This window comes from Gordonia sp. NPDC003429 (assembly GCF_053588575.1).
The window spans coordinates 234,460-259,758 of sequence record NZ_JBSFQF010000006.1; the positions used below are offsets into that span (position 1 = coordinate 234,460).

A 25,299-nucleotide genomic window follows, 5' to 3' on the forward strand; every position below is an offset into this window, starting at 1 on the left:
GTCATGGCTGATGGGTCGCTGGGCGTGTGGCCGCACCGCGATGTCGACCGTCGCGCCGACCGCTCGTGGACCGAGAACGCCGTACGGGTGATCGAGGCCGATGCCCGCCGCAGCGCCGACACCCATCTGCTGCGGTGTGAACTGCCGGACTGGAGTCGCTGGCGCGAACCCGACGGCACCGAGGTGGGTGTGGATCTCTACGTCAAGGACGAGAGCACCCATCCCACGGGATCGTTGAAACACCGGCTGGCCCGGTCGCTGTTCCTGTACGCCATCTGCAACGGCTGGATCAACGAGGGCACCACGGTCATCGAGGCGTCGTCGGGGTCGACGGCGGTCAGCGAGGCCTACTTCGCGCACCTGATCGGCGTGCCGTTCGTCGCGGTGATGACCTCGGGCATCTCGCCCGCGAAGACCGCGCTCATCGAACGTGAAGGCGGCCGTTGCCATTTCGTGCCGCACGCCTCCGACATCTACGACGAGGCGTTGCGGCTCGAGGCAGAACTCGGCGGGCACTTCATCGACCAGTTCACCATGGCCGAACGCGCCACCGACTGGCGTGGCAACAACAACATCGCCGAGTCGATCTTCGCGCAGATGGCCGACGAAGATCATCCGATCCCCACCTGGATCGTAGTGGGCGCCGGTACCGGCGGGACGTCGGCGACGCTCGGCCGGTATCTGCGCTATCGGCGGCATCCCACCTGGCTTGCCGTGGTGGACCCGGAGAACTCGGTGTTCTTCGACGCCTACGCCACCGGTGACGGGTCGTTGCGCAGCGAGATCGGTTCGCGCATCGAGGGTATCGGCAGGCCGCGGGTGGAGCCGTCGTTCGTCTCGCAGGTGATCGACCGGATGATCGGTGTTCCCGACGCGGCATCGGTGGCCTCGGCGCGATGCCTGAGCGCCCGGCTGGGTCGGCGGGTGGGCGGCTCCACCGGCACCAACATGTGGGGTGCTCTGCAACTCGTCGCCGAGATGGTGGCGCAGCGGCAGGCCGGCAGCGTGGTCACCCTGCTGTGCGACTCCGGCGACCGCTACGCCACCACCTACTTCGACGACGACTGGGTGGCCGCCGCCGGCCTCGACCTGGCCCCGCCCACCGCCGTCCTCGATGAGTTCTACGCAACCGGCACCTGGTCCGCTGGTTGAGCGTTTCTCGCCGGTTGAGCGTTTCTCGCCGGTTGAGCTTGTCGAAACCCCCCCGCTGGTTGGGCACTTTCCCCGCTGGTTGAGCGTTTCTCGCTGGTTGAGCTTGTCGAAACCCCCCACCGGTTGAGCGTTCCCCGCTGGTTGAGCGTTTCTCGCCGGTTGAGCGTTCCCCGCTGGTTGAGCGTTTCTCGCCGGTTGAGCGTTTCTCGCCGGTTGAGCTTGTCGAAACCCCCCACCGGTTGAGCGTTCCCCGCTGGTTGAGCTTGTCGAAACCACGCTGGCTGAGCACTTTCCCCGCTGGTTGAGCTTGTCGAAACCACGAGCGTGCCCGATGCGGCGGTGTCGCCGAGCTCAACCGCCCCCGATGGGTGCGCGGTTAGGATCGCGATGTGACTGTCGTGGTGCAGGCGACGGACCTGGTCCGCGAGTATCGACTCGGCGACGAGCGTGTGCGCGCCCTCGACGGCCTCGACCTGTCCCTCGACGGCGGCCAGTTCGTCTCCGTGGTGGGGCCATCCGGCGCGGGCAAGAGCACACTGCTCCACATCCTCGGCGCCCTCGACACCCCGACGTCGGGCACCATCCGCGTCGACGGCATCGACCTCGGTGCGCTCGACGACAACGCCGCCTCCGAATTCCGCCGCCACCGCGTCGGGTTCGTGTTCCAGTTCTTCAATCTCGTACCGACGATGTCGGCGTGGGAAAACGTGGCGCTACCCCGCCTCCTCGACAACCAGTCGTTGCGCGCCGCCAAACCCCGCGCCGTGGAACTGCTCGAACGCGTCGGGCTCGGCGACCGGATCGATCACCGACCGTCGGAACTGTCGGGCGGCCAGATGCAGCGCGTGGCCATCGCGCGCTCGCTCATCATGGAGCCGGCGATCCTGCTCGCCGACGAACCGACCGGAAACCTCGACTCGCGCACCGGCCAAGCCGTCCTCGACCTCCTCGCCGAGGTCGCCCACGATGCGCCGGACCGCCTCGTCGTGATGGTCACCCACGATCCCGGCGCGGCATCGGTCGCCGACACCACCGTCACCGTGCGCGACGGGAAGATCGCCCATTGAGGGACATCCGGACGGTGCGCGAGGTGCGCTCGGCGCTCACCAGGGTGCGGGTGCTGAATCTGCGTGAGCTCCGCAACCACCGACTGCGCGTGCTGACATCGATGACCGTCGTGATGATCTCGTCGGCATTGCTGGTCGCGGTGCTCGGCATCTTCGGATCGTTCACCGAGTCGGTCCGACAGTTCGACGCGGCGATCAACGGTGCCGCGCAGGTCGAGGTGGCGTCGATCTCCGACGCGGGGGTCGACGCCGGGCTGGCGGGGGAGATCCGCGCCGCGGTGCCCGACGCGCAGTCGGTGGTCCCCGTCATCCGGGGTCAGGTGATGGTCGACGGCCGGCCGATCACGTTGCTGGGCTCCGACTTTCGTGTCACCGCATTGTCGGGCGAACTGCGGTCGGCCGACCAGGAGGGTGGCGTCGACCAGCAAGACCTCATCGACGGTGTCATCGTCGGCTCTGGTACGGGATTGTCTGCGGGACAGCGCATCACGATCGACGGCACGCAGGTCCGGGTGCTGCGCGTGGTGAGCGGCGACGATTCCCGGCAACTCAACCGCGGCGACTTCATGTTCGCGTATCTGCCGCTGGCACAACGACTCACCGGAATGGACGGCAGGGTGTCGTCCATTCTCATCGTCGCGCGCCCGGGCACGAACCTCGATCAGGCTCGAGCCCAGGTGAATTCGGTGGTCGCGGGCCGTGCGGTGGTGGTGAACCCCGACTTCCGGACCAAGCAGGCGGAAGTGGCGTCCTCGGTCACCCGGGACTCGACGCTGCTGGTGGCGTTGATCTCATTGGTGATCGCCGCGTTCCTCGTATTCAACACGATGAACATGGCCGTCGCCTCGCGGCGGCAATCGTTGGCGATGATCCGGGCGCTGGGCGCCAAACGACGTCACCTCGTCGGCGACCTGCTCGTCGAGTCGGCGTTGTTCGGTCTGGTGGGCGGGCTCATCGGAGTGCCGGTCGGTGTGTTGGCCGGCCGGTGGGCGGTGTGGCGGGTGCCCACTGCCACACGCGATTCGATGACTATTGCCGTCAACTATCACCTTCCCGTCTACGCCGCGGTGGTCGCGGTGGCCGCATGCGTCGTGGCGTGCGTCGGTGCCACCTCGCTGGCCGCGCGTTCGGTGTTCGCGGTGTCGCCGGTGGAGGCGATGGTCCCGGGCGAGGTCGCCGACAGCGTCGCGATGCGACGATGGCTGGTGTGGTCGTCGGCGATTGTCGGTTTCGCACTGCTGATCGCGTCGTGGGTGATCGCGACGCAGGTGCCGGGGCGGGCGGCGTTGCTCGCGGGTGCGGTATACGCCATCGGCGGACTCGTGGTGTGCTTCGCGCTCACCAGGCCGCTGGTTGCTGCCGTCGTCCGAGTGGCGCGGTTGTTCGGCGGTCCGGGGCGGCTCGCGGCGGTAAACACCGAACGGTCGCCGCGTCGGGTGTGGGCAACGTTGATGACGGTGGCCGTGGCCATCGCAGTGGGTATGGGTACGTCGGGTGCCCTCGACAACCTCGTCTCGTCGATCTCTACATCCCTTGACGGACTGGGTGATCCCGACTTCTACGTATCCTCGACCTCGCGCGAACAGGTGCCCACCGGACCGCCGCTGTCGCCGGAGATCGCGCCGCAGGTGCGTGCCGTACCCGGCGTGGCCGAGGTGATCGGCGCCCAATGGGCCAACGTCAACGTGGGTGCCGATCGGATTCTGCTGCAGGGCCTCGAACCGGGCTCCACTGCGCCATTCATCAAGAAGGCCAGTCCTCAGGCGGTGCGCCAGGTGCTCGACGGCGACGGCGTCATCCTGTCGAGTGTGCTGGCCCGATCGCTGGACAAGGGGATCGGTGACACGCTGCGACTGGCCTCGCCGACGGGATATCACGATGTAGTGGTGCGCGACGTCGTCGACTACGTCACCATCTATTCGGGAACCGGAGCGATTTCCAATGCTCTTCTCGCACAATGGTTCAACCGTGACGGCGACACCTATCTGCAGGTGATCACCGCGCCCGGCGCCGACAAGGACAGCGTGCGGATGCACCTGCATCGGATCGCCGACGCCCATCCGTCGGCAGGCGGAGTACCGGTGCAGGTCTACACCGGTGCCGAAGCGCTCGCCGCCACTCAGCAGTCCGCGCAGCAGGCAGGCGCGTTCACCGTGGCCATCCAGTGGATCGTGTCGGCCGCTGCTGCCGTGGCGTTGCTGAACACCCTGCTGCTGTCGGTGCTCGAGCGTCGACGCGAACTGGGTGTGCTGCGCGCGATGGGCGCGTCGCGCCGCTTCATCTCACGCATGGTGGTGGCCGAGGCGGCAGCCGTGGCCGTGGTGGGCGCGATCACCGGCCTGGTAATGGGTACAGGACTGCACGTACTTGCGGACAAAATACTCTCTGCGACAACGTCATTGGACATCTCGTACGCGCCCCGACCATCCACTCTCATCTTCGTCGCGGTCTCAGTGGTGCTGTGTCTTCTCGGTGCTTACGTGCCTGCGTACCGCGCCGCCCGCATGAACATCACCGCGGCGATCACGACCGAGTAGTCCAGAAGGGTCACGTCTGGGGCGGACGAGGTGCACCGGTGCAGTCGACGGTGCCGTGCAGTGACCCTTCTGGACGCAAGAGGCGGCACCACAGCTGTGCAGAGCAACGTCGGGAGCAACACCCGTCGGTCGGATACTACCTCGCATGTTGGATGTCGGCGTGTACACCTGGGCAGAGCTGACCCGGAACGGCATGACCCAGTCAGAGCTGCGTCGTGCACTCGCGGCGGGCGACTGCCTGCGACTGCGTCGCGGCTGGTACGCCACCCGCACCGCCGACCCGCTTGCCGTCGAAGCGGTGCGCAACGGCGGTGCGTTGAGTTGTGTCTCGGCGCTCTCGAAGTACGGGGTTTGGATTCCACCCGGACTCGGCGAGCTGCATATTCGCGGGTGCAGTCAGTCGCATCGTCGGTGGCCCAGCCGCTTCTGCCGACAGTTCGGCCGACCCGAGTCCGTCCACCACGCCGTCGATGATCCGCTCACTGCGCTGCGGCACGCGATCAGATGTCTCGACCACGAGGGAGTCATCGTGGTCTGCGATTCGATGCTCAACCGCCGTCGTCGCTATGACCGAGGCCGGCTGAGGTCGGTGGACGAATCCCTCGTCCCCACCGCCGCCGACATTCGCTCGGTATTCGACGGTGCCCCACGGTCTCTCGTCACGTGCCTCGACAGGTGCGATGACCGCTCGATGTCGGGGACCGAGACGATGGTGCGCGAAAGGCTCCGGTCGCGCGGGATTGCCGTGCGAGTCCAGGTCCACATTCCGGGGCTGGGGCATGTCGACCTCGTGGTCGGTGATCGGCTGGTGGTCGAGGTCGACAGCGTGGCTCACCACACCGGCGAAGTGAACTACACCGAGGACCGGCGCCGCGACCGCGCCGCTGCCAGGCAGGGGTATCTGCGGATGCCTTTCACCTACGAGGACGTGGTGTACCGCTGGCGGGAGACGGAGCAGGACATCCTGTACGCGGTGCACAACGGCCATCACCGCAACCGGCGCCGACGCGGTGACTGCGCGCGCTGACCGGTCCACAACCGTCACTGAATAGACACAACCGTCACTGAATAGAGGAGTGATGTGTACCGGTGCAGGTGAGGGTCGTGAGCGGTGACGGTTGTGGACGAGATTCGAATGTCAAGGTTTATTGACATCAACCGTACGTCAACATAACCTGACAACATGCACGACGAACCGACAACACCCGAGCAGGTCCTCGCCGGAGCCGCCGCGAGCGACGACCCGGGCACCGGACTGGCCGCTGTCCGCGCCTTGCGGACCCTGGCCGACCGGCTCGAGGAGGTTCAGGTGGCCAACGCCCGGAGCAAGGGCTGGAGCTGGCAGGCGATCGCCGACATCTTGCAGATCAGCCGCCAAGCCGTGCACCAGAAACATTCACAACGTGAGGCCCAGTAGGGCCAGAAACAGGAGAACCATCATGTTCGGACGATTCAGTCGAGACGACAGGATGCTGCTGGCATTCGCCACGCAGGAAGCCGCCGACCTGGGACATCGCCAGCTCGGCAACGACCACCTCATCCTCGGCATGCTGTGCAACGCGCGTTCGCCGTTGTTCGGTCTGCTCGGTGAGCAGGGTCTGACGCTCGCCACGGCGCGTGACGCCGCGCGGGCATATCACGAGGAAAACGACGCCGACGACGTCGCGGCCGCCGAGCAGAGCGCCGCCGAGCGCTACGAGGAAGACCGCGAAGCACTCAAGAGCATCGGCATCGACCTCGACAAGGTGCGTGAAGCCGTGCGCGACCGCTTCGGCGACGACCTGTCCGAGGGTTGGGCGCAGCGGCCCGAGCGTGGCCGCGGTCCGCGTGGCCGTGACGGTGGTCCCCGCGGTCGGGGCCATGGACACGGCCACGGACGCGGTCGAGGCCGCGGACGCCAGGGCTTCGGTCCGGGCGGCTTCGGCCCAGACGGTCCGCAGGGCTTCAGCCCCCAGGGCTACGGACCCCAGGGCCCCTTCGGCCCCGACAGCCCGTTCGGCCCCGACAGCCCGTTCGCGGGTGAGGGTCCGTGGGAGCCGGGTCGTGGACGGCGTGGCCCGCGCGGACGTGGCGGGCGCCCCCGCTTCGCCCCGGAGACCCGCGACGCGCTGAAGGCAGCCGTGGAGATCGTGCGTGAACGCGGCGACGACCGCCTCCGCCCCGAGTACCTACTTCTCGGGATCATCGAGGTCAACGACGACGCCTCGCGCGCCGTGATCGAATCTGCCACCACCGCAGACGCTTTGAAGGCCGCCGTACTGGCGAGCCTGCCGGAGGCCGACGCGCAGGTGTGAGCGTGAGCGCGAACACAACTACGGTCGGAGCGTACCGCCAACGCAGTAATTGCGTTGGCGGTGCGCTCACGCCGCAGTTGTGTATGAATCCCGCGCACAACGCCCCGATCCCCGGGCATTCACCCCAGCACCAGCCCGACGGCGGTCAGCACCGACCACGCGAGCATCGCCATCCCGGTACCACCGAGGGCGGGGATGAGCCCGGGTCCCGTGGCCCCCTCACGCACCGGTCGGTACGCGACCCAGATCAGTGGCGTTGCAAGCAGTCCCAGCAGCGCCCACGGGGTCGCCGCGATCAGCACCACACTTGCCACCAGCGGCATCGCGAGCAGCACACCGTAGAGCACCCGGGTCCGCTTGTCGCCGATGCGGACCGCCAGCGTGTGTTTGCCCGACACCGCGTCGGTGGGGATGTCACGCAGGTTGTTCACCACCAGGACCGCGGTCGACAGGCTGCCCACCGCCACCGCGCACGCCAGCCCCACCCAGTCCACCGCACCCGCGGTGACGTATTGGGTGCCGAGCACCGCGACGAGACCGAAGAACACGAACACGGCCACTTCGCCGAAACCCAGGTAGCCGTAGGGTTTCGAGCCGCCGGTGTAGAACCACGCTCCCGCCACACAGACGGCTCCGAGCACCACCAGCCACCACGCCGTGGTCGCGGCCAGCACCACTCCGCACACCGCGCCCACCCCGAAGCAGATGAACGCCGCGCGTTTGACCGCACCGGCCGACGCCGCACCCGAGCCCACCAGCCGCATCGGACCCACCCGGTCGTCGTCGGTGCCGCGGATGCCGTCGGAGTAGTCGTTGGCGTAGTTCACCCCGATGATGAAGGCGATGGAGACCACCGCCGCGAGCACCGCCTTCCACCAGACGATGTCACCGAGGTGCAGAGCCGCGCCGACGCCGGCGACCACCGGGGCGATGGCGTTGGGAAGAGTCCGCGGACGCGCGCCCGCGATCCACTGCTTGGGGGTTGCCACATATCAGATCGTGCCACGAGGCCGACGCTCGTCGTCGGCCAGGCGATCTACTGCTGTGTGGGCAGCCCGAAGGCGGTGAGCACGGTCTTGGTCCACAACTGCTGTCCGGCCGCGTTCGGGTTGACGTCGTCGGACATCGACCCCGGCTGCACTGCTCGGCACTGGGCTCGCCTGCGACGCGGCGGACCCGCTGGAGCCGCGATTCGAAGGGATCATGAGCCCCACGATTCGCACCTCACCAACACCACCGCCAAGGTGCTCGAACCTGCGCTCACCCGCCACTCCGACGAGGCGCAGTTCGACTACAACGCCCGCTGACGGTCGAGTCCGGGCCTCCTGCGTCTTCCCGCGGACGTATGTCCTTCCCGCGGCATGGATCTCTTGCGCAGGAGGGAAATGGGTGCGCGGCAGCAGCAGCGGTTTGCCCCACGACTTCAGCGCCGACGCCCACTCGCGCAGGTCGCCGTCGAACACCCCCCGACGCGATCCGGCGAGTGCTTCCAACCGCTGGATCGGGGTGCGGTCGGGAGCTCCCGACGGAATGAAGGCGCCCCACTGCTTGCGCGGAGATTTCGGTGCCTCCGGAGCCGTCGACCGTGCGCGGGCCGCCAACGTCAGCGACGCCGCAGCCAGCGCGCCCAGGCGCAGAACATCACGGCGGCGACGAGATGTCGGTCGCACCACGGCTTGGTAGTTCCCCTCGCGGGTTGCGGCGTGGCGGTGACCCGACCCGCCGGCGTGAGGGCCTCGATCCATTCGTCCCACGTGACGTCAGACGTGTACGCGGAGTGCTGATGAATAGTGTCCGCTGGATAGTCTCCTGGTGACGGGTCGGGCAGCCATACCTCGAGCGGCGCTATTTCACGCCGGAGCACGTACCGCGGAACGGATGCGGACACCGATCCCGCCGCTCCACACTGGGGTTGCGGATTCAGGTCACCGGTCACCGACCCCTGCATGTACGGCCGGAAGCCGTCTCGTCCCGCCACCGCGACCACCCCGTCACCGATGTAGTCGGTGAACCGGACGAGATTGATCCACCGATCCTCCAAGGCGCTCCGCAGTTGCTCGTGCGTGTCGTGATTCAGCACCGACGGAAAGGCACGGCCGTATGCCCAACCGAGCTGCGAACCGTAGGTCAGTAGCGAGAGCTTTCGCTCGGCGGGGACACCCAGGGCGTGGAGGCGGTGGGCGAGCGCGTACATGATGAGCGAACCCTGACTATGGCCGCCGAGCACGAGTGGTGCGTTTTCGTCGTCGGGCAGAACCTTGGGAATCGTTGTGGTGACGAACTTTTCGAGATCTCGGATCGCGCGCGGCGCATATGCTGGCGGTACCAGCGGGTGTGCCTCCCGCGGCCAGAACGACCCGAGGTCCCACAGCACACCAAGCGCCCGACCGGCGTTGCGTGGGCTCTTCGCCGCGTTGTACACCGCGCGCAAAATCAACCCCGCGAACGCCACCAGCGCGAGGGTTCCCACGGTCTCGATCCACTCGGTTGCGCTGACGAGAGAGTGGCAAAACCGTGCGACGGCCCCGGCCGCCACCGCCACCGTCGTGACGATCGCCAAGGCCGTTGGAGTCGCAAGCTTCCCCGTCGCCAACTTCCACCGGATCGTTGGGATCTTCTCCGGCGTGACTCGTGCCTGGAGGGCAATCGCGAGCGTCTGGCGCGGGCTCTTCCGAAAGAGCGCAATCCCGACCACGACGAGAACGATGGTCGCGCACACCATCGTGGTGGCGCCCCACATCCACGCCGTCGACATGTACACCCGGGGGAGTGTCATCGACGTCTCACGAAGATTGTGCGCACCTATGAGGCCCCCCAGCCAGCCGATCGTCTGGTCGAAGACGTTCCTGGGTGCCGCCTCGTCGGACGTCACGACGACTACGCCGATCACCAGGCGAGTAAGTGCGACGCCCGCACCGGCACCCACCAGCACAGCAAGGGCGGCCACACTGGGAGCGTGCATGCCCCACAACCACACTCGTGTGATCCGCGGTTCTCGCATCATCGCCTTGCGGAACGGAAGACTGACGACGACGGTCATGAACGCTGCAGCTGCGACGAGTAAGGCTGCGGCGAAGAAAAGCCAGTCGAGCATCGAGCCGTCGATTACCTGCCGGGTTCCGTCGCCTGCGCCGCGGAATCGGTTCGGCAGCACCCAGACCATGATGACGAACAGCGTCAGCGCACCCAGCGCCATCCAGCCCAGCGCGAACCAGGAGACGAATAACCGCCACATCCAGCGCAACCGGGAAGTGGGACCTCCCAAGTGCGCATCGCCGCCCGACGCCCGCGGATCATTGCACAGCGCGGTGGCGCACACCGCGATGATCAGTACCACACCGAACCCCATGGTCACCCACCAGCCGGCGTGCCACCCGCCGACCAGGTTCCAGCCCACCAAGGTGATTCCGGTTACCGCGTGGGTCGTCAACAGCAATGTCGCGCGCGAATCGGTGGGGCGCACGAACTCGTCGCGCGCGATGGGCGGCGCGGACGAGAGAGCGTCGTTTGCAGATCCGGGCTTCTCGGTGCGCAGATCGCTATCGTTGTCGCCCCGTAGCGACACGAAGGCGCCCAGAACGAAGACAGCGGCCAGGATGAGCACAACCACGACGGATCGCATCTGGCCATCCTGCATGCCGAGATTCACGGCGTGCCAACGCCATCCCCAGTCGTCGGCCAGCCACGCCCAGCAGCGCGGACCGCCGTCGTCGGTGCGCCGACATTGATTCGCGAGGACCTCGGCAACCAGGTATGTGATCTGGGTGACCAAGATTGCGGTGAGTGCCAGCCCCACCAGGCGGAACAGCGCACGGGCGAGGCCCATCGCCAACGTCCATCCCGCGCAGGCGGAACCGTCGGGGCGTCGTTTCACCGGCGGCAGCATCCAGATGGCGACATTGGCCATCACGAACGGCGCGAACAGTGCCCATATCGCCTGCGAGCGCAGGCCCGACGTCATTGTGGCCCACCGGTAGCCGAACCGATCCTGGGTGCGTTCGATGTGGCGCGGTGCCTTCGGGTAGGTGGTGAATTCGCCCCGATAGTCACTGCCCAGGGTGCCGGGCACGGCTACCACTCGTGGCGAATCCAGAATTGTTTCCGACGTTGTGCCGCTCACACCGTGGGTGAGCAGCATTAGCGGTTTCTTCGTCGCGTCTGTCGGTTGCTCACCACCGTCATGGTTGCCGGCCATGGGCAATTCTAACCTCAGCCGACCGACGCGACGGCCCCGTTTCGGTTGATCTCCCACCGCTTGCTCGTGTGATCGGTGCGGTGCAGCACCGACGCCGCGGTGGCGCGTTCGGTGGGTGTGATCCGGACGAACACCTCCCCGTCCTGCGCGTGGTCGAGGACGTCGGTGGCCAGCCGCGTAACACTGTGCGCCACTACGGGATCAACCGTACCGGTGGCGCCGGAGTCGTCGATGAGCACCACATCCACACCGCGTTTGCGGGCGCGGAACACCGGATTGTCGAGATCGAGTTCCGACATCAGCGGCGCACGAAGACGGTCGCGCAGGTGGGCTTCGAGCACCGCGCAGCCGACGCGCTCGTCGGCGGTGAGTTCGTCGCCGGACGCGATGCGTTCGAGCAACGGGCGTGCGAGCTGGTCGAGGTGACGCACCTGGCGGTTGCGTTCGTCGCGGGCGGCGCCGTCGGCGGCCAGCGCGGCCACCTGCCGGGTGGTCTGGTCGCGGAGTTCGAACACCTGACTGGTGGTGGGCCGCAACGTGACTGCGAACAGACCGCCGAGCGCCATGGGCGCGGCATCGACCAGGGCCAACCCGGCCGCGGCTATCGCCGATTGGCCCGTCGCCGTGCCCCACAGTGCGAAAAGCATTACGACGCACACCAATCCGATCCACGGAATCAACACCCGGCCCCGCACGCCCATGAACACGTACACCGCCGCAGCGGCTCCGTGGGTCATGGACACCAGGCCCGTCGCCGCGGCCGACGCCGGGATCGCCGAGAGCATCAGCGCGGCGCCCAACGGACCCGCGGCGGTGAGCAACCACGTGGTGGTGATCGGAAGCGGATCACCCGGTGCGCGGATCACCGCTATCGACGCCGACACGAAGATCAGCGTGCCGGTTACGATCCCCCACGCGTTGGTGACGAGCGGGGCCGAGGTGATCACGGTGACGCAGAGCGCGGTGAGGTAGATACCCAGTACCGCCATCGCCTCGGGGCGTCGCAGACCGAGGAGGTCGCGTACGTCGCGCGGCCCGTCGAGCACCACACCGGATGTCAGAGTCCCCATGTCAGCGCCGCCACCTCAGGTGCACACGCGTCCCGTGACCGGGCCGGGAGTCGATGGTCGCGTCGCCGCCCGACAGTCGCCTCATGCGGCCGCGGATGCTGACCGCGATGCCCAGTCGCGACGCCGGGACCGTGGCGGGATCGAAGCCGGCGCCGTCGTCGACGATGTCGACGCACAACTCGTCGGGCGACGTCGTGACCGACACCGATGTCGTGGCGCCCTCGCCTGCGTGGCGACGGCTGTTGCGAACGGCCTCGGCTGTCGCGGCCGCTATCGTCATCACCGCGTTCCCCGGATAAGTGGTGTGCGCGTCACCGATCACCGTGCGCGCCCGCATCGTCGGATCGACCAGCATCACGACGCCGGCGATGTGTTCGCATGCTTCGGGGGCCGTCACCGTGCTGCGGTCGACGGGATCGGCGGCCTGCTCCACCGCGGCCAGCGCTTCACGCGCACTCTGGGCGAGCTCGGGTGAGGCGCCGTTGCGGGCGGCGAGCAGCAACGTCGACATCACGCTGTCGTGGGTCAACGCATCGAAGCGATGCCGCTCGGCCGATCGCGCTCCGGCCGCCGCGGCCGCGGCGGTGGCCGAGAGCGCCCGTGCCCGGGAGCTGTCGAGGATCCCGGTGACCCGGATTCCCATCACCGCGGCCGCCACGAAGATGAGCGAGAACGCGTACCCCCAGAACAGTCCCGGTAGAAAGGGATCGGTCTCGGTGGTCGGCCTGGCCAGTAGATCGATGATGCCCGTGTTGGCGATGAACACCGCGAGCACACCGAAGGCCGCCCACGGCGGAAAGGCCAGGGCCGCTGAGATCGCGGCCAACCCGGGAAAGAGCGCGAACCACACCACCTGCGCGGTACCCAGCGGGCTGCCGTCCCACGCCGGCCACCACAGCACGCCGACGAGTAGGTAGCCCACCACGTTCACCCCGGCGACGATCCGCAGGCGTCTGATGTCGGCGTGACGGCTCAACGGTCCCATAGCCAGCCCGGTGCCGATGGACAGCACCAGCGCCACCGGCGTCCACCACGCCGCGGTCACGCGGGCCGCGGCGAGGATGAGCGGAATGCACAGCACGGCATACATCACGTAGCCGGCCGCGATGAACAGCGACACCTGCCGCAGGATTCGACGTCCGGCGTAACGGTCTCGCCGGGCGTCGACCCCCGTCAGTGGTCCTGACGCCGGGGAACCGGTAGCCATCCGTCTTCGATCGCTCGCTTGTACAGGTCGGTCTTGGTGGGCGCGGGGCGGCCGGCCGAGGCGTAGCGTGCGCGAATGCGGTTTACGTAGTCGCTGACGGTTTCGGGCGACAGGTGCAGTTCGGCTCCCACCCGGGCGGTGGATTCGCCGGCCGCGTAGAGCTCGAGAACCCGCCGCAGCTGCGGCGTGAGTTCGACGAAGTCGTCGTCGGAATCGATGGCCGACGCCCAGTCGATGCCGGCGACGGCGTTTCCGGTGAGCGCCTGACGTATCGCCGCCAGCAGTTCCCGTTCACGAGCGTTCTTCCGGATCATGCCCATCACTCCGGCGGCCGCGGCCTCGCGGATCAGATACCTCTCGTCACCCGAGGTATAAAGCAGTACCGGGATGTCGGCCGCTCGCAGCGAGCCGATGTTCTCCGTGGGTGCCGTCCCGTCGTCGAGTCTCAGGTCGAGCAGCACCAGGTCGAGGTCCCGGGTCACCGCCAGCAGGTCGGCCACCGTGTCGGCCCCGGCGGCCAGATGCATGTCGGGCTGGGCATCAAAGGTGGCGCGCAGGCCCCGCACGATCTGCTCGTGGTCGTCGACCACACCGATACGATGCGGGGCGCGCTCCTCGCTCATGGCAGTATCATTACCGATGCGCGGGTCCGCTGCACAAACGTAGTCGAATCCGAAACGGCCGTTGTAGTTTCCGGGCGCCCACGGCGCCTTCCCCCTCCAATTCTCGACATCGCGAATGCGCCGCCGTATCCAATCTGTTGCATTTTCTTCGCCGTAATGGTGCGTGGAGTTGCCGCCACCTGCGATGGCTTCTGCCTACGCTGCAAAAATACAGGTCAAATCCCGTCGGCCAGGGGAGTCATCGTGACCACAGCGCAGCGCGTCCGACGTGTCGCTGCGCTGCTGGCGGTCATCTCGGCGATGATTCTGTCCGGGTGCGGAAAAAGTCCGGAAACCTCGTCACAGATCAACGCCGAAACCGGTCACAACGGTGGTGTTTCGGAGAACGTTCCCGCGGACTTCGACACCACGTTCCGATGGATTCCCGATTCCGTATTCGACGTCTCGAGTCCGGAGGGAACGTTTGTACGCGCCTTCGTCGAATCCTTCGAACTGGCCAACGCCGGCGGTTCCACGCGGTGGGGATATCCGGGTTTCGCGGAGGCGGCGCCGTCGAACATCGCGCAGATGATCAGCGTCTACCCGTCGACGGTGTCCGACTCCCGGCCTGGTGTCGGGACGGTGTTCTTCACCGGACTCCGTCGGATCGACGACGGGGCGTGGACGCGCCTGGTGCTCTGCCGTTACGGATACCGCTCGGTCCGGGAAACAACCGGCCGGCACACCGACTGGCTCTCCGGGATGGACAGTCCGCGGCCGGTCGAGATCGACTTCCGCCGCGGGTTGGTGGTGCCGCCGACGGCCGTGAAGGGCACCGCCCGCACCCCGGGCGCACGCGTCTTCGGTGACTGGTACGCCACCCGGTACGACTTCGCGGCCGTGTACCCGACGCCCACCGCCGATCAACTCGCTTGTGCGGCCCAAGTTCCCGCTTCGGTCCCGCGTCGCGCGCCGGTTCGGGGACCCCAACCGTGGAAGCCGATGGCGCCGAGCCCCGGCTGGTCGTCGACGGCCGTGCTCTAGCCGACGCAGTTCGCGCGGGTCCTGTCCGCTCGCGCGGGTGGTCGACGGTCCGCGGGAGCAGAGAAGCCCCGCGAGACCCCCGGCACTGCAGCGTGTAACCCATCCACGCATTGTTAACCGAGCCGGTAGAGTCCCGGGACCATGGGGTGTTTGCGACGCGGTGCGTGGGCGGTGATCGTTGCGGTGGAAGCGGGTGTGGCGGTGGCGGCGGTGACGAGTGCACCCGCGCACGGCGCGGTGTCGTCGCTGCGGATCGCTCCTCCCGGCGGTACCGGAAAATACGGCGCCGGCTGCTCTTACACCGTGACGGCGCGAGTCACCGGCAACGGGCCGGTGGTGTTCTCGGTCCGCCAGCCCACCCGGCTGCGTCACGGTGGCCTGCTGACATTCACCAACACCGTTGTGCCCGAACGTCGTATCGCGGTGTTCCACTGGTCGCCCGTGGTGGAAGGACGCTACGTGCTCGCCGCCCGGCAGCAATCGTCAGGCAAGTGGGTGGGCAAGGTGGCCGACGTGTCGGCGCCACTCGACCTTGGTAGCACGTGTTCGGGCGTGTGACGCCTCAGGCCGGGGTGTAACGGGTCCAGTCGACCAACATCTGCGACGGATTCGGGGTGGTCGAGTTGGGAGCACCGGGCCAGGTGCCGCCGACCGCGAGGTTGAGAAGCGCAAACATCGGCTTGTCGAATACCCACTGTGCACCGGCGGGCAGTGACGCTTGAGTGAAGGTGCTCACCGTCTTGCCGTCGACGGTCATCGAGACCGACCCGGGCGAACGCCGAACTCCGTAGACGTGGTAGCTGTTCGCGAGCGCCGCGATGCCTTGTTGCTGGGCCTGCCAGTGTGCGGCAGTAGTCGTCGGCCCGTGCAGCGCGGTGTGCCACGTGACTGCCGAATTGACGGTTTCGATGATGTCGATCTCGCCGCAGCGCGGCCATCCCACGGTGCCGATGTCCGACCCCATCAGCCAGAACGCCGGGTGCAGACCCGCGCCTGCTGGCATCTTAATTCTGGCTTCCAGCGTGCCGTAGGTGAACTCGAACTTTCCGCTAGTGCGCAGGCGTGCCGAGGTGATCTGGCTGCCGTCGCTGCGCGCTTCGATGATCAGCTGGCCCGAGCCGTTCAAGCGTGAGTTGGCGCGCGCGGAGGTATAGGTCTGCCATTCGCCGTTGCCCCAGCCGCCGCCACCGACGTCGTAGTTCCATAGAGACGATTTCGGTGCAGCGCCTGCCGTGCCGCTGAAGTCGTCGAGCACTACGGTGAAAGGGGCCCTCGCAGGGGTGGCGGCCGGGATCGAGACGAGCGCCGACGAAGCGCCGATGAGGATGGCTGCGGTAGTCACCGCGGTCCGTACTCTCGCACCCATATCGTGGCCCTCTCGCGATCGGTATTGACTACCCGACGGTGCTCGCCGGACGTTGTTCGATGGACGCACGAGAGGCCCGTGCTCGCACGTACCCCGAAGCGGTGACGAGAACGCCGGCGACGATCGTTCCGCTCTGTGCTACGAGGGATGTTGCGGAAAGGTGGCGGCGGCCCTCACGCCGGGGTATCGCTGCCAGGCGGCGAGCGATGCCTCGGGGCAACACCACGGAGGTGTATGCCCTTTCGGCCTGAAGGCCGTCGCGTGACCCGACGAGATGTGACACTGCGGCCTTCGAGATGCCTTCCGCGTAACACCGACGGCGGAAGTATGCCCAGCCGGTGCGGTCCGCGGTCACTCTGTGGCGCACCCGGATACCGGGGTCGAAGAGCATGATGCAGCCGGGATGCTGTTGGGCGATACGGATACACAGCTCGGTCTCCTCGCATCCGAGCGGTATTCGACCCACTCTGCCGATCCCTTCATGGAAACCCCCTGCGGCGACGATGTCATCTCGGAGCAGTGACATGTTTGCGCCGATGAAGTTCCGGACTGGGGCCAGGTCCTCGGGTTGGCCCACGTAGCTGCAACCGACCACCCAGTCGAACTCGTCGGGGAACCATCGCGGCCGTTCGTCGTCGGGCCACACCGCTTGAGCATATCCGCCGGCACCCCGCACCAGCGGTGATTGGTAGGCCGCCACTATTCTCTCGATCCAGTCGGGATTGGCGGCCGCGTCGTCATCGAGAAAGGCGACGATCGGTGTCCGCGTCGCTGCCACACCGGAATTGCGTGCTCCCGAGAGTCCTTTGGTCCGGACGTTCGCGAACACCCGGACTCGATCCTCGAGGCCTCGCTCGCGTACGTGCTCGAGGAGCATCTCGTGCAGCCCCGGGTTGTGATCGACGACCACCACGATCTCGTTGGGTGGCCGAGACTGCGACAGCAGCGAGTCAATGGCGCCAACGATGTCGTCCCACCGACGTTCGGTGTACACGCAGATCACTGGAGTGACGTCAGACACGGTGAATCGATGACCACTCATGGCGCTAATGGTGCCTTGAAACCGCTGTTAATGTGCACCAGCTATCCGTCCTGTGGCCCTGGTCACACGGTGCATGCGGCATCCACAATGTGAATATCGACCTGAAACTGTTGCTTCACAACAGATGCAATAGATCAAAGATCGCATTCCGATCGTGTTAGATGCGCTTAATCAACAATCCGCGACCAATTTGAGGTTTAGAGTTGCGCCTTCCGGCAAATGCGTTCAACCTGTTATCAGGTTCGCTTCAGGAAACCTCAATCCGATCGAACCCAAGCAAGGAAACCGCAACGCAGCGGCTGTTACCGCAACACGGACAACACACGACGACACGCGTCCGCGTGGTTGTGCGATCGAAATCGACTGAGCCACCGACTGCTTCACCGCCTTCTCATCGGCACTAGCTGCCACACACTCACCTGGAGTCTCGATGCACGTTGGATTCGACAATGTCACCGTCGTGATACCCACCCGCAATGAGGCGGCCAACCTCCCGTACGTCGCGAGGCGAATGCCGGACGGTATCGCCGAGATCGTCGTCGTCGACGGCAACTCGGTGGACGGAACGCTGGACGTCGCCCTCCAGTTGTGGCCAAATGCCAAGCTGGTCAACCAAACTCGCCGCGGCAAAGGAAACGCCCTGGCCTGCGGGTTTGCCGAGGCCCGCGGCGACATCATCGTCATGATCGACGCCGACGGCTCCACCGACGCCGGCGAGATCCCGTGGTTTGTCCGGGCGCTGCGCGAGGGTGCCGATTTCGCCAAGGGCTCGCGATTCACGCGGCGCGGCGGCAGCTCCGACATCACCCCGTTGCGCAGACTGGGGAATTACGGGCTCAACACGATGGTCAACACCATGTATTCGGCACGCTTCACTGACCTCTGCTACGGGTACAACGCGTTCTGGCGCCACTGCCTGCCCGCGATGTCGCTGCCCGACCACACCCTGACCGACAGTCAGTGGGGCGACGGATTCGAAATCGAGACGCTGATGAACATCCGAATTGCACAGTCGGGCTTGAAGATCAGTGAAGTAGCCAGCTACGAGCGGGACCGCATCCACGGTCAGAGCAACCTCAACGCCGTCAGCGACGGACTGCGGGTGCTTCGCACGATCCTCAATGAGCGTAGTCAGCAGTCGACGGGTTCCGCCCGTCCGGAGTCTCGCCGTGTCCCTGTGATGTCACCGGGACTGGCCGAAGCCGTATGAGTGATGCACGTCGGGTACGGGTACTCGTATTGGACCAAGGTCCTGGCCTGTGGGGGGCGCAACGTTATCTGCTCCGGCTGCGGCCGCTGCTCGCCGAACGTGGGGTCGACCTGACCTTGGCGTGCCCACCTCATCTCGAACAGTTCCGGCACTGGCGATCGTTGGGCTATTCCGCACTCCCGCTGGATCTTCCGCTGGAACGCTCCATCCGCAAGCAGGACCGCATAGTGACGTCCGGGATCGCCCGGGAAGGAGTCCGCAGCGTCGCGGTGCCGCGTCGCATTGCGCGGTTGTCACGAAAAGGCGGCTTCGACGTAGTGCTGGCCAACTCGCACTGGACTCACCTCGATGCGGCAATCGCCGCGCGCCTGTCGCCGGTACGAACCGTTCTCACGTTGCACGAGTCGACGGTCCCGGGCCTCGGTTCCCGATTGCGCGACGCCGCGATCGGCTCCGCGCACCACGCCGTAGCCGTGAGTGATTCGGTGGCGTCCACGGTGTCCGAGCGTCTCCGCCGCCGGGTGACGGTGATCCGAAACGGAATCGACACCAACGAGTTCGCCCCCGGCATCGACGAGTTGGATCGTCGCTCACTGCGGACCTCTCTCGGACTCGGCCTCGACCGGAGGGTGCTGCTTGCAGCCACACGCCTCGATCCGAGCAAGCGGATCGAGGATCTCGTCGATCTGGCCGGAGCGCTCGACGACGATGCCACCGTGGTGGTGGCCGGAACCACCAGTGCCTACCCGGAATACGAACGCTCGGTGCGGCAACGCGCCGCGGCACTACCCGACAATCGACTGATCTTTCTGGGGCCGCGCGACGACATCCCCTTCCTATTGCGCGCTGCGGACCTGTACGTGCATACCGGACTGATCGAGGGCATGCCGTTGGGTGTGGTGGAGGCGCAGTCGGCGGGTGTGCCCGTGGTGGCTTACGAGGCTGCGGGCGTACGCGAAGCGGTGCTCGACGGAGAATCAGGACTCGTCGTCCCGCCCTCCGACGTCGCCGCACTCACCGTGGCCGCCAGACGGTTGCTGGATGCATCTCAGACGCGGCACGAATTCGCGATGGCAGCACGCAGGTTCGCGGTCACCGAACATCGGATCGACCTGCAGGCCGACGCCAATGCACAGATCCTGCGTGAGATCGGGGGTCGGCGGCATCGCACCGGATCGGCGCGTGAGTTGGTGAGCAGACCGTGACACTCACCAGGCCGCTGCGCGGCCGCATCCCAGCAGCCGGATCGGTGACGGTGGATTCGTCGGCGCTCATCGTCACCTCTGGTGTCACCGCGGTCACCGGAATCGCGTTCTGGGCCATCGCGGCACGTCTGATCCCGCCGCACGAACTCGGCATCGAGACCGCGGTGCTCTCGTTGATGACCACCGCGGGAACCGTCGCCGCGTCAGGTCCGGGCAATGCGCTCACCGCAATGCTGCCCGCCACTCCGCTCGTTGCGCGCGGCGGTCTCCTCCGACACGCAGCGATGGTGGTGACGGGCACTGCGCTGCTCTGTGGCTTGGTGGCCGGAGTACTCGGTGCCGCCACAATCGGCGATGCACCTCCGGTGCTGCAATGTTTGATTGTTGTGGCCGGTTCCGTGGTGATGGCGTGGTTCGCATTCAAAGACGCTGTGCTGACGGCACTCTCGGCCGCACGGCGCCTCCCGGGAATCAACCTGCTTGCCGCCGGCGCGAAACTCGCGCTGCTGCCGGTGCTCATCGCGGGCGCGACTTGGTACTCGGCGGTGTTCGCCACTATCCTGACCGCGGCATTGGCGGTGGTGATCGTATGGTTCCGGATGGTGCCGCGGGCGATCACGCTGCAGTCACCGGAGACGGGGCGCGAACGTACACACACCGGCCGTAGTCTGATCGGGTTCTCGATGCGTGACGGAACGGCGAGCCTCATCTCGATGGGCACACTGATGGGTGCTCCGTTCCTCGTCACCTGGCTCGCCGGTCCGGTTCAGGGTGCCATGCTGGCGCTGATGCTCCCGGTCTCGCAGGGTCTCGACTTCTTCTCGATCGGTACGGCAACCGCGCTCACCAAACATCTCGCAACCTCGGATGATCCACTACGTCTCATCACGCGTGTGTGGCGCTCGGTGTTCGGGCTGGTCGTGGCGCTCGGCGCATTTCTGGTGATCGCGTGTGCGCCGCTTCTGGTGGCACTGTTCGGCAAGAACTACCCGCATCACACGCTGTGGGTGATCCTGGCCTTGCTGTCGGCGGGCTCGGTGGGTCGCGTCAGCTTCGTGATGTGGGCGGCGGCGTTGCGTGCACTGCTGGCCACCCGCCGGTTGCTGATCAGCAACGCCTGCGTCAGCGCGGTCACCCTGCCGATCCTCGTCGTCGCCACCCTCGAGTGGGGCGCTGTCGGCACCGCGGGCGCGCTGGCGTTCGGTTCGGTGCTGCTCGGCGTTGTGGGGGCGTGCGGTCTGGTCGGGGTGATGCGCGGATATCACCCTGCGGTGCAAGCGAAAGGAAGCGTGGTATGACGTTGCGAGCAACCGCGCCGGTGTCGGCGTCGGCCGCCGCTCGGCCGCGGCGTGTGGTCCTCTTCAACGCCTGGCACGATGACAACAAGGGCGATGCCGCGATCACCGAGGGCATCCTGGGACTGCTGCGCGCGCGCGTTCCCGAGATCGACATCACGGTGGTGGGCCTCACCGAGGATGCCGATCCGTCGTCGCACGCCATGCGCCACCTGGCCCGTGGACACCCCGAGGTGCGGCTGTTGCCCAATCCGATGCCATCGGAGTTGAGAGGCCGACCCAACGGCCATCCCGCCGCCGATGTGCCGATCTGGGTGTTGCGGCTCATCCCCGCGATTTCCTCGGTCGCAGGTGGTTACCGCGATCGACGCTACGATGCGGTGCTCGAAGGAGCGGACCTGGTGATCGGTGTGGGTGGGTCGAATATCTACACCGATGTGTCCGTGCAGGGGCTGGTGAGTCTCACCCGTCTGTTCACGGTGGTCGCACCGTTGCGTGCGGCGATCACTCGCGGTATCCCCACCATCCTGCTGGGCCACACCCTGGGACCCTTTCCTGCGTCTCGCCCGGTGACGAAACGAATTGCGCAGCGGATGTTGTGCGGTGTGGGCACGGCCGTGGTCCGCGACGAGTCGTCGTTGGGTGTGGCGGCGGAATTGGGCGTGGGTGGTGTGCAACTCGCCCCGGACATGGCCTACGGCATCGAACCCCGGATGACCGACGCGGTTGCCGAGGTCGTCGCCGCGATGCCGGTCCCGATGAGCAGGACCGTCGTGATCGCGATGCGCAGCCACCCGTCGCTCGGCGGCGCCGCCGACCAAAGGGTGGTCGGCGAGCTCGTGACGGCCGTCGACATGCTCGTCGCTCGCGGAGACGTCGATCACACACTGGTGATTGCACATACACTGGGACCCACAGCGATCGAGGACGATCGCGCGGTCTCGGTAGCGCTGCACCACGCACTGTGCGAGGACGGGCACAGCGCAACATATGTCGATGCCGACCTCAGTCCTGCGGAACTCGCGGCGCTCTACGGGTCGGCCGCAGCCATGATCGCGGTGCGTCTCCACGCTGCGATCCTGGCCATGCTCTCGGGTACCCCGACCTTCGCCATCGCCTACTTCTCGTCGAAATCGGCAGGGGTGATGCGGCAGGCGGGACAGGAGGAGTGTATCGCCGAGTTCTCCGATGTGACTGCGTCGCGGATCGTGGCGGCACTTGCTCCGCGCATTGGTGACGACGAGTTCCGCACGGCCCTCGCCGACACCAGTCGGCGTCATCGGCAGGCACTGGTCGCTGCCGCCGAATCATGGTTTTCCACAAGCGAACCAGGAACCTCTCGAGTATCAGAAGGAAGGGCATGATGGCGCAAGACGAGATCCATGAGCTGTGGCCGGTCATCTCGAGTGACGAGCCGCCAGAGAACGACGGCGCCAAGTGGGTGGGTGAGATCCAGTCGTCGTTCACGTTCGCCGACACCGTCAAGTTGCACGGCGGCGATGGATACGTGCGGGCACGGCTGCTGGTGCGCGAGGGCACCCATGTTTGCGGATTCGTCGAGGCAGGGGTCGAGGATTCCGCTCTCTTCGGTCGCGAGTTGACCCGCGAGATGCGACGGCTACCGGACCGCGACGTAGACCCACTGCCCGATTACGACACCGGGGTGTCGGTGGTGGTGTGCACGCGAGACCGCACCGACGCACTGCGCCGCGTGCTGGATTCTATTCTGGCGATGGACTATCCGACGTTCGAGGTGATCGTCGTCGACAATGCAGCGTCGAACCTCGATACGTGGCGCTATATCGACACTCACCCCGACGCTCGGGTCAACATAGTGCAGGCCGCTGTGCCGGGACTGGCGCACGCGCGCAACTGTGGGCTCGAGGCAGCATCGTTTCCGGTGGTTGCCTACACCGACGACGACGTGGTGGTGGATAAGGACTGGCTGCGTTGCCTCGTGCGTCCGTTCGCCGACGAAGACGTCGCGTGCGTCACCGGTCTGGTGCCGCCTGCCGAATTGCGTACCGAGACGCAGTTCACCTTCGAACATCGGGTGGGCTGGGCGGCATCGATCGATCGCCGCACGTTCCTCATGAAGGAGCGTCACACCCATCATCGGCTGTTCCCGTTCAAGGTCGCCGACTACGGCACAGGCGCGAACTTCGCGATCCGCCGGAATATCGGCTACGAACTTGGTGGTTTCGACGAGGGTCTCGGCGCTGGCTCACCCGCCAAGGGCGGCGAGGACATCGACTGGTTCGTCCGAACGATCGTGGCCGGACACGCGCTCGTCTACGAGCCGGAAGCTATTGTGTGGCACCAGCATCGGACGGATTCGGCGGCGTTGACCTCGCAGGCCCTTGGTTACGGCGTTGGGCTCGGTGCCTGGATCGCGAAGGTGGCCACCGACCGTCACCTCGCGCCGCTGGCCGCGGGGCGGATGGTGGCGGCCGCCACGCATCTGGTGTCGTCGCTCTATCAGAGGTCGGGTGGTCGCGATCTGTCCGGAAAGGAGGTAACCGCGGCGGCACGCGCAGAGATTGCGGGTCTCTTCGCGGGCCCGCGGGCTCTGTTCGACGCCCGGTCGCAGGGACGTCCGCGTAAGCCGCTGAAGTCGGTGTCGCCGAACGAGCGGTCCGGGATTCACGAGGGTCTGACGCCACGATGACCGACCACTCTAATAGGCGTGAGACGCCGGGCAGGTCACGACACATTCGGCCGACGCTGCTGGACCGCGCACGTGGTCGTAGTCGTATAGTCGTGGGTCTTGGGCCGTTGGAGATGCCTCCTGCCTGTGTAGTTGCGGAACGCCTCATTCGCTTGGCCGAGATTTCGCCTGGAAACCGCCTCGGTATCTGCGTGAGCGAGCAGAGATGGATTTACGAACCCGAGAATCTCCGCGAATCGGTGATCGACTGGACAGAGGCGTTTCCCGGCCACGAGGACCTGTCGCTCGAAGACAAGGTTGCGCTCGTCCGAGCCTCGACCCCGCCACCACACAGTCTCCGCGTGTACATGGCTGGCGATGATCTCATCACCGATTTTCCGCACGCGGTATTTGACGGAGTGTTAATGGTCCATCTGTGGTTGCACCTAGTGGGAGCCACCGAAGAGAATGAGGCGATTCATATCGACGGCATGCCGTCCTGGACTCACACGCCGTACACGCGGCCTGCGGTGATCCGCACCACCGCGAAATATCTTATGGGCGACTTAAGACGGTTGGCCGCGTTGCTATCAGATACAAAGCGAATGCGCTCCGGCAGCAGAGCCCAGCCAACATCCGAGTTCGCGGGCTCGGGAAGTCTGGTGTCTCGCACTACCTACCTGACCGGTGCCACGCGTGCCGAGCTTCGCGCATGGTGTGGGAGCCGCCCTGCGCGGATCAGCAGTGCTGTGGCGCTGATGGCGGCGATCACTCGTGCCCTCTTGCATGTCGGCCTCGACTTAGCGCCCGTCGTTCACGTAGTGGTCGACGGGCGCCGATATGACGAGCGCACCGCCGCACATCTCGGCAACTTCGCGGTGGGGTTAAATCTGCCGTTCGAGGCTCCGCATTCACCGGAACAACTTGCCGCCGAACTCGGGCGCGCGAACTTCTCCGGTCGACCGTTGGCGGCCATGACAGCCATTTCTTGGGGTCAAGCCGTATCGCAACTCAAACGTGCAGTCGGTATCGCGAATGCTCCCAGCTCCCCGCGGCCAGCGAAAGCGATCGTGTCATTTAGCCATCTCGTTGGCCTCGGCATTATGCCTGAGGGCAGGTGGATTGGCGGATTTGAGAACCATCGAATCACCATCTCGTCTGAGCCGGTCGGGCTTGGTGGAATTGCGGTGTTAACTCCGCAAATGGGTGACGGATACGACATCACAGCAACTTTCGACCCTGCGTGCCACAAACCGGAAGTGGTTCAAGCGGCGCTCGACATGGTCGCGGCCGGCCCCGTGGCACTGCTCGAATCGCTCGATGGCCAGCCCACTTACTCACCAAGATAAATACCGAAGGGATAGTA

General features: G+C 66.3%; 21 protein-coding genes. 14 read left to right on the top strand and 7 right to left on the bottom strand.

Annotated features, from left to right (window positions below):
* The first annotated feature begins 3 nt into the window (after positions 1-3).
* The 6 genes from ACWDSI_RS10280 (at position 4) to ACWDSI_RS10305 (ending at position 7,050) form a co-directional block, all read left to right on the top strand.
* Positions 4-1,152, top strand: a complete 1,149-nt coding sequence (locus tag ACWDSI_RS10280) for a PLP-dependent cysteine synthase family protein (RefSeq protein ID WP_449756467.1) — start codon at positions 4-6, stop codon at positions 1,150-1,152.
* Between the two features lie 398 nt (positions 1,153-1,550).
* A complete protein-coding gene (locus ACWDSI_RS10285; RefSeq protein ID WP_449756500.1) occupies positions 1,551-2,219 on the top strand; it encodes an ABC transporter ATP-binding protein in 669 nt (222 codons plus the stop codon).
* The gene (locus ACWDSI_RS10290; protein ID WP_449756468.1) at positions 2,216-4,756 is read left to right on the top strand and encodes an FtsX-like permease family protein; all 2,541 of its coding nucleotides are present in this window, start codon (positions 2,216-2,218) and stop codon (positions 4,754-4,756) included. Before ACWDSI_RS10285 ends, ACWDSI_RS10290 begins: the two co-directional genes overlap by 4 nt.
* A gap of 145 nt (positions 4,757-4,901) precedes the next feature.
* The gene (locus ACWDSI_RS10295) at positions 4,902-5,783 is read left to right on the top strand and encodes a DUF559 domain-containing protein (RefSeq protein WP_449756469.1); all 882 of its coding nucleotides are present in this window, start codon (positions 4,902-4,904) and stop codon (positions 5,781-5,783) included.
* Between the two features lie 156 nt (positions 5,784-5,939).
* Entirely contained in the window at positions 5,940-6,173 is a 234-nt protein-coding gene (locus ACWDSI_RS10300; protein ID WP_449756470.1) for a helix-turn-helix domain-containing protein, read from the top strand.
* A 22-nt stretch (positions 6,174-6,195) separates the two neighbouring features.
* Positions 6,196-7,050, top strand: a complete 855-nt coding sequence (locus tag ACWDSI_RS10305) for a Clp protease N-terminal domain-containing protein (protein WP_449756471.1) — start codon at positions 6,196-6,198, stop codon at positions 7,048-7,050.
* A 119-nt stretch (positions 7,051-7,169) separates the two neighbouring features.
* Here the strand turns inward: ACWDSI_RS10305 and ACWDSI_RS10310 are convergent, their stop codons facing one another.
* The 5 genes from ACWDSI_RS10310 to ACWDSI_RS10330 all read right to left on the bottom strand — a co-directional run bounded on the left by ACWDSI_RS10310 (position 7,170) and on the right by ACWDSI_RS10330 (position 14,145).
* Positions 7,170-8,039 (bottom strand): 1,4-dihydroxy-2-naphthoate polyprenyltransferase, encoded by an 870-nt coding sequence (locus ACWDSI_RS10310; protein ID WP_449756472.1) that lies wholly within the window; start codon positions 8,037-8,039, stop codon positions 7,170-7,172.
* A 614-nt stretch (positions 8,040-8,653) separates the two neighbouring features.
* On the bottom strand, positions 8,654-11,119 hold the full coding sequence (locus ACWDSI_RS10315) for a hypothetical protein (protein ID WP_449756473.1): 2,466 nt from the start codon (positions 11,117-11,119) through the stop codon (positions 8,654-8,656).
* A 140-nt stretch (positions 11,120-11,259) separates the two neighbouring features.
* Positions 11,260-12,315 carry a hypothetical protein gene (locus tag ACWDSI_RS10320; RefSeq protein ID WP_449746979.1) on the bottom strand — a complete coding sequence of 352 codons (1,056 nt, stop codon included), beginning with the start codon at positions 12,313-12,315 and terminating at the stop codon, positions 11,260-11,262.
* A 1-nt stretch (position 12,316) separates the two neighbouring features.
* Complete coding sequence (locus ACWDSI_RS10325; protein ID WP_449756474.1) at positions 12,317-13,435, bottom strand: sensor histidine kinase; 1,119 nt, start codon at positions 13,433-13,435, stop codon at positions 12,317-12,319.
* A gap of 53 nt (positions 13,436-13,488) precedes the next feature.
* Entirely contained in the window at positions 13,489-14,145 is a 657-nt protein-coding gene (locus ACWDSI_RS10330; RefSeq protein WP_449746981.1) for a response regulator, read from the bottom strand.
* 240 nt (positions 14,146-14,385) lie between these two features.
* Between ACWDSI_RS10330 and ACWDSI_RS10335 the strand changes: the two genes are divergently transcribed.
* The gene (locus ACWDSI_RS10335; RefSeq protein ID WP_449756501.1) at positions 14,386-15,168 is read left to right on the top strand and encodes a hypothetical protein; all 783 of its coding nucleotides are present in this window, start codon (positions 14,386-14,388) and stop codon (positions 15,166-15,168) included.
* A gap of 141 nt (positions 15,169-15,309) precedes the next feature.
* Positions 15,310-15,726 carry a hypothetical protein gene (locus ACWDSI_RS10340; protein ID WP_449756475.1) on the top strand — a complete coding sequence of 139 codons (417 nt, stop codon included), beginning with the start codon at positions 15,310-15,312 and terminating at the stop codon, positions 15,724-15,726.
* 4 nt (positions 15,727-15,730) lie between these two features.
* Here the strand turns inward: ACWDSI_RS10340 and ACWDSI_RS10345 are convergent, their stop codons facing one another.
* Positions 15,731-16,423, bottom strand: coding sequence for a glycoside hydrolase family 16 protein (locus ACWDSI_RS10345; protein ID WP_449756476.1), 693 nt, complete (start codon positions 16,421-16,423; stop codon positions 15,731-15,733).
* A 139-nt stretch (positions 16,424-16,562) separates the two neighbouring features.
* Positions 16,563-17,576, bottom strand: coding sequence for a glycosyltransferase family 2 protein (locus tag ACWDSI_RS10350; RefSeq protein ID WP_449756477.1), 1,014 nt, complete (start codon positions 17,574-17,576; stop codon positions 16,563-16,565).
* A gap of 430 nt (positions 17,577-18,006) precedes the next feature.
* On the opposite strand from ACWDSI_RS10350, the gene ACWDSI_RS10355 reads away from it, so the two are divergent.
* From ACWDSI_RS10355 to ACWDSI_RS10380, 6 genes are all read left to right on the top strand, one after another.
* Positions 18,007-18,786, top strand: coding sequence for a glycosyltransferase family 2 protein (locus ACWDSI_RS10355; RefSeq protein ID WP_449756478.1), 780 nt, complete (start codon positions 18,007-18,009; stop codon positions 18,784-18,786).
* On the top strand, positions 18,783-19,991 hold the full coding sequence (locus tag ACWDSI_RS10360) for a glycosyltransferase family 4 protein (protein ID WP_449756479.1): 1,209 nt from the start codon (positions 18,783-18,785) through the stop codon (positions 19,989-19,991). The genes ACWDSI_RS10355 and ACWDSI_RS10360 overlap by 4 nt, the downstream gene beginning before the upstream one ends.
* Entirely contained in the window at positions 19,988-21,289 is a 1,302-nt protein-coding gene (locus ACWDSI_RS10365) for a lipopolysaccharide biosynthesis protein (protein WP_449756480.1), read from the top strand. Before ACWDSI_RS10360 ends, ACWDSI_RS10365 begins: the two co-directional genes overlap by 4 nt.
* Positions 21,286-22,650 (top strand): polysaccharide pyruvyl transferase family protein, encoded by a 1,365-nt coding sequence (locus ACWDSI_RS10370; protein ID WP_449756481.1) that lies wholly within the window; start codon positions 21,286-21,288, stop codon positions 22,648-22,650. The genes ACWDSI_RS10365 and ACWDSI_RS10370 overlap by 4 nt, the downstream gene beginning before the upstream one ends.
* Positions 22,647-23,954, top strand: coding sequence for a glycosyltransferase (locus ACWDSI_RS10375; protein ID WP_449756482.1), 1,308 nt, complete (start codon positions 22,647-22,649; stop codon positions 23,952-23,954). Before ACWDSI_RS10370 ends, ACWDSI_RS10375 begins: the two co-directional genes overlap by 4 nt.
* 191 nt (positions 23,955-24,145) lie before the next feature.
* Positions 24,146-25,282, top strand: coding sequence for a hypothetical protein (locus ACWDSI_RS10380; RefSeq protein ID WP_449756483.1), 1,137 nt, complete (start codon positions 24,146-24,148; stop codon positions 25,280-25,282).
* Positions 25,283-25,299 lie beyond the last annotated feature (17 nt).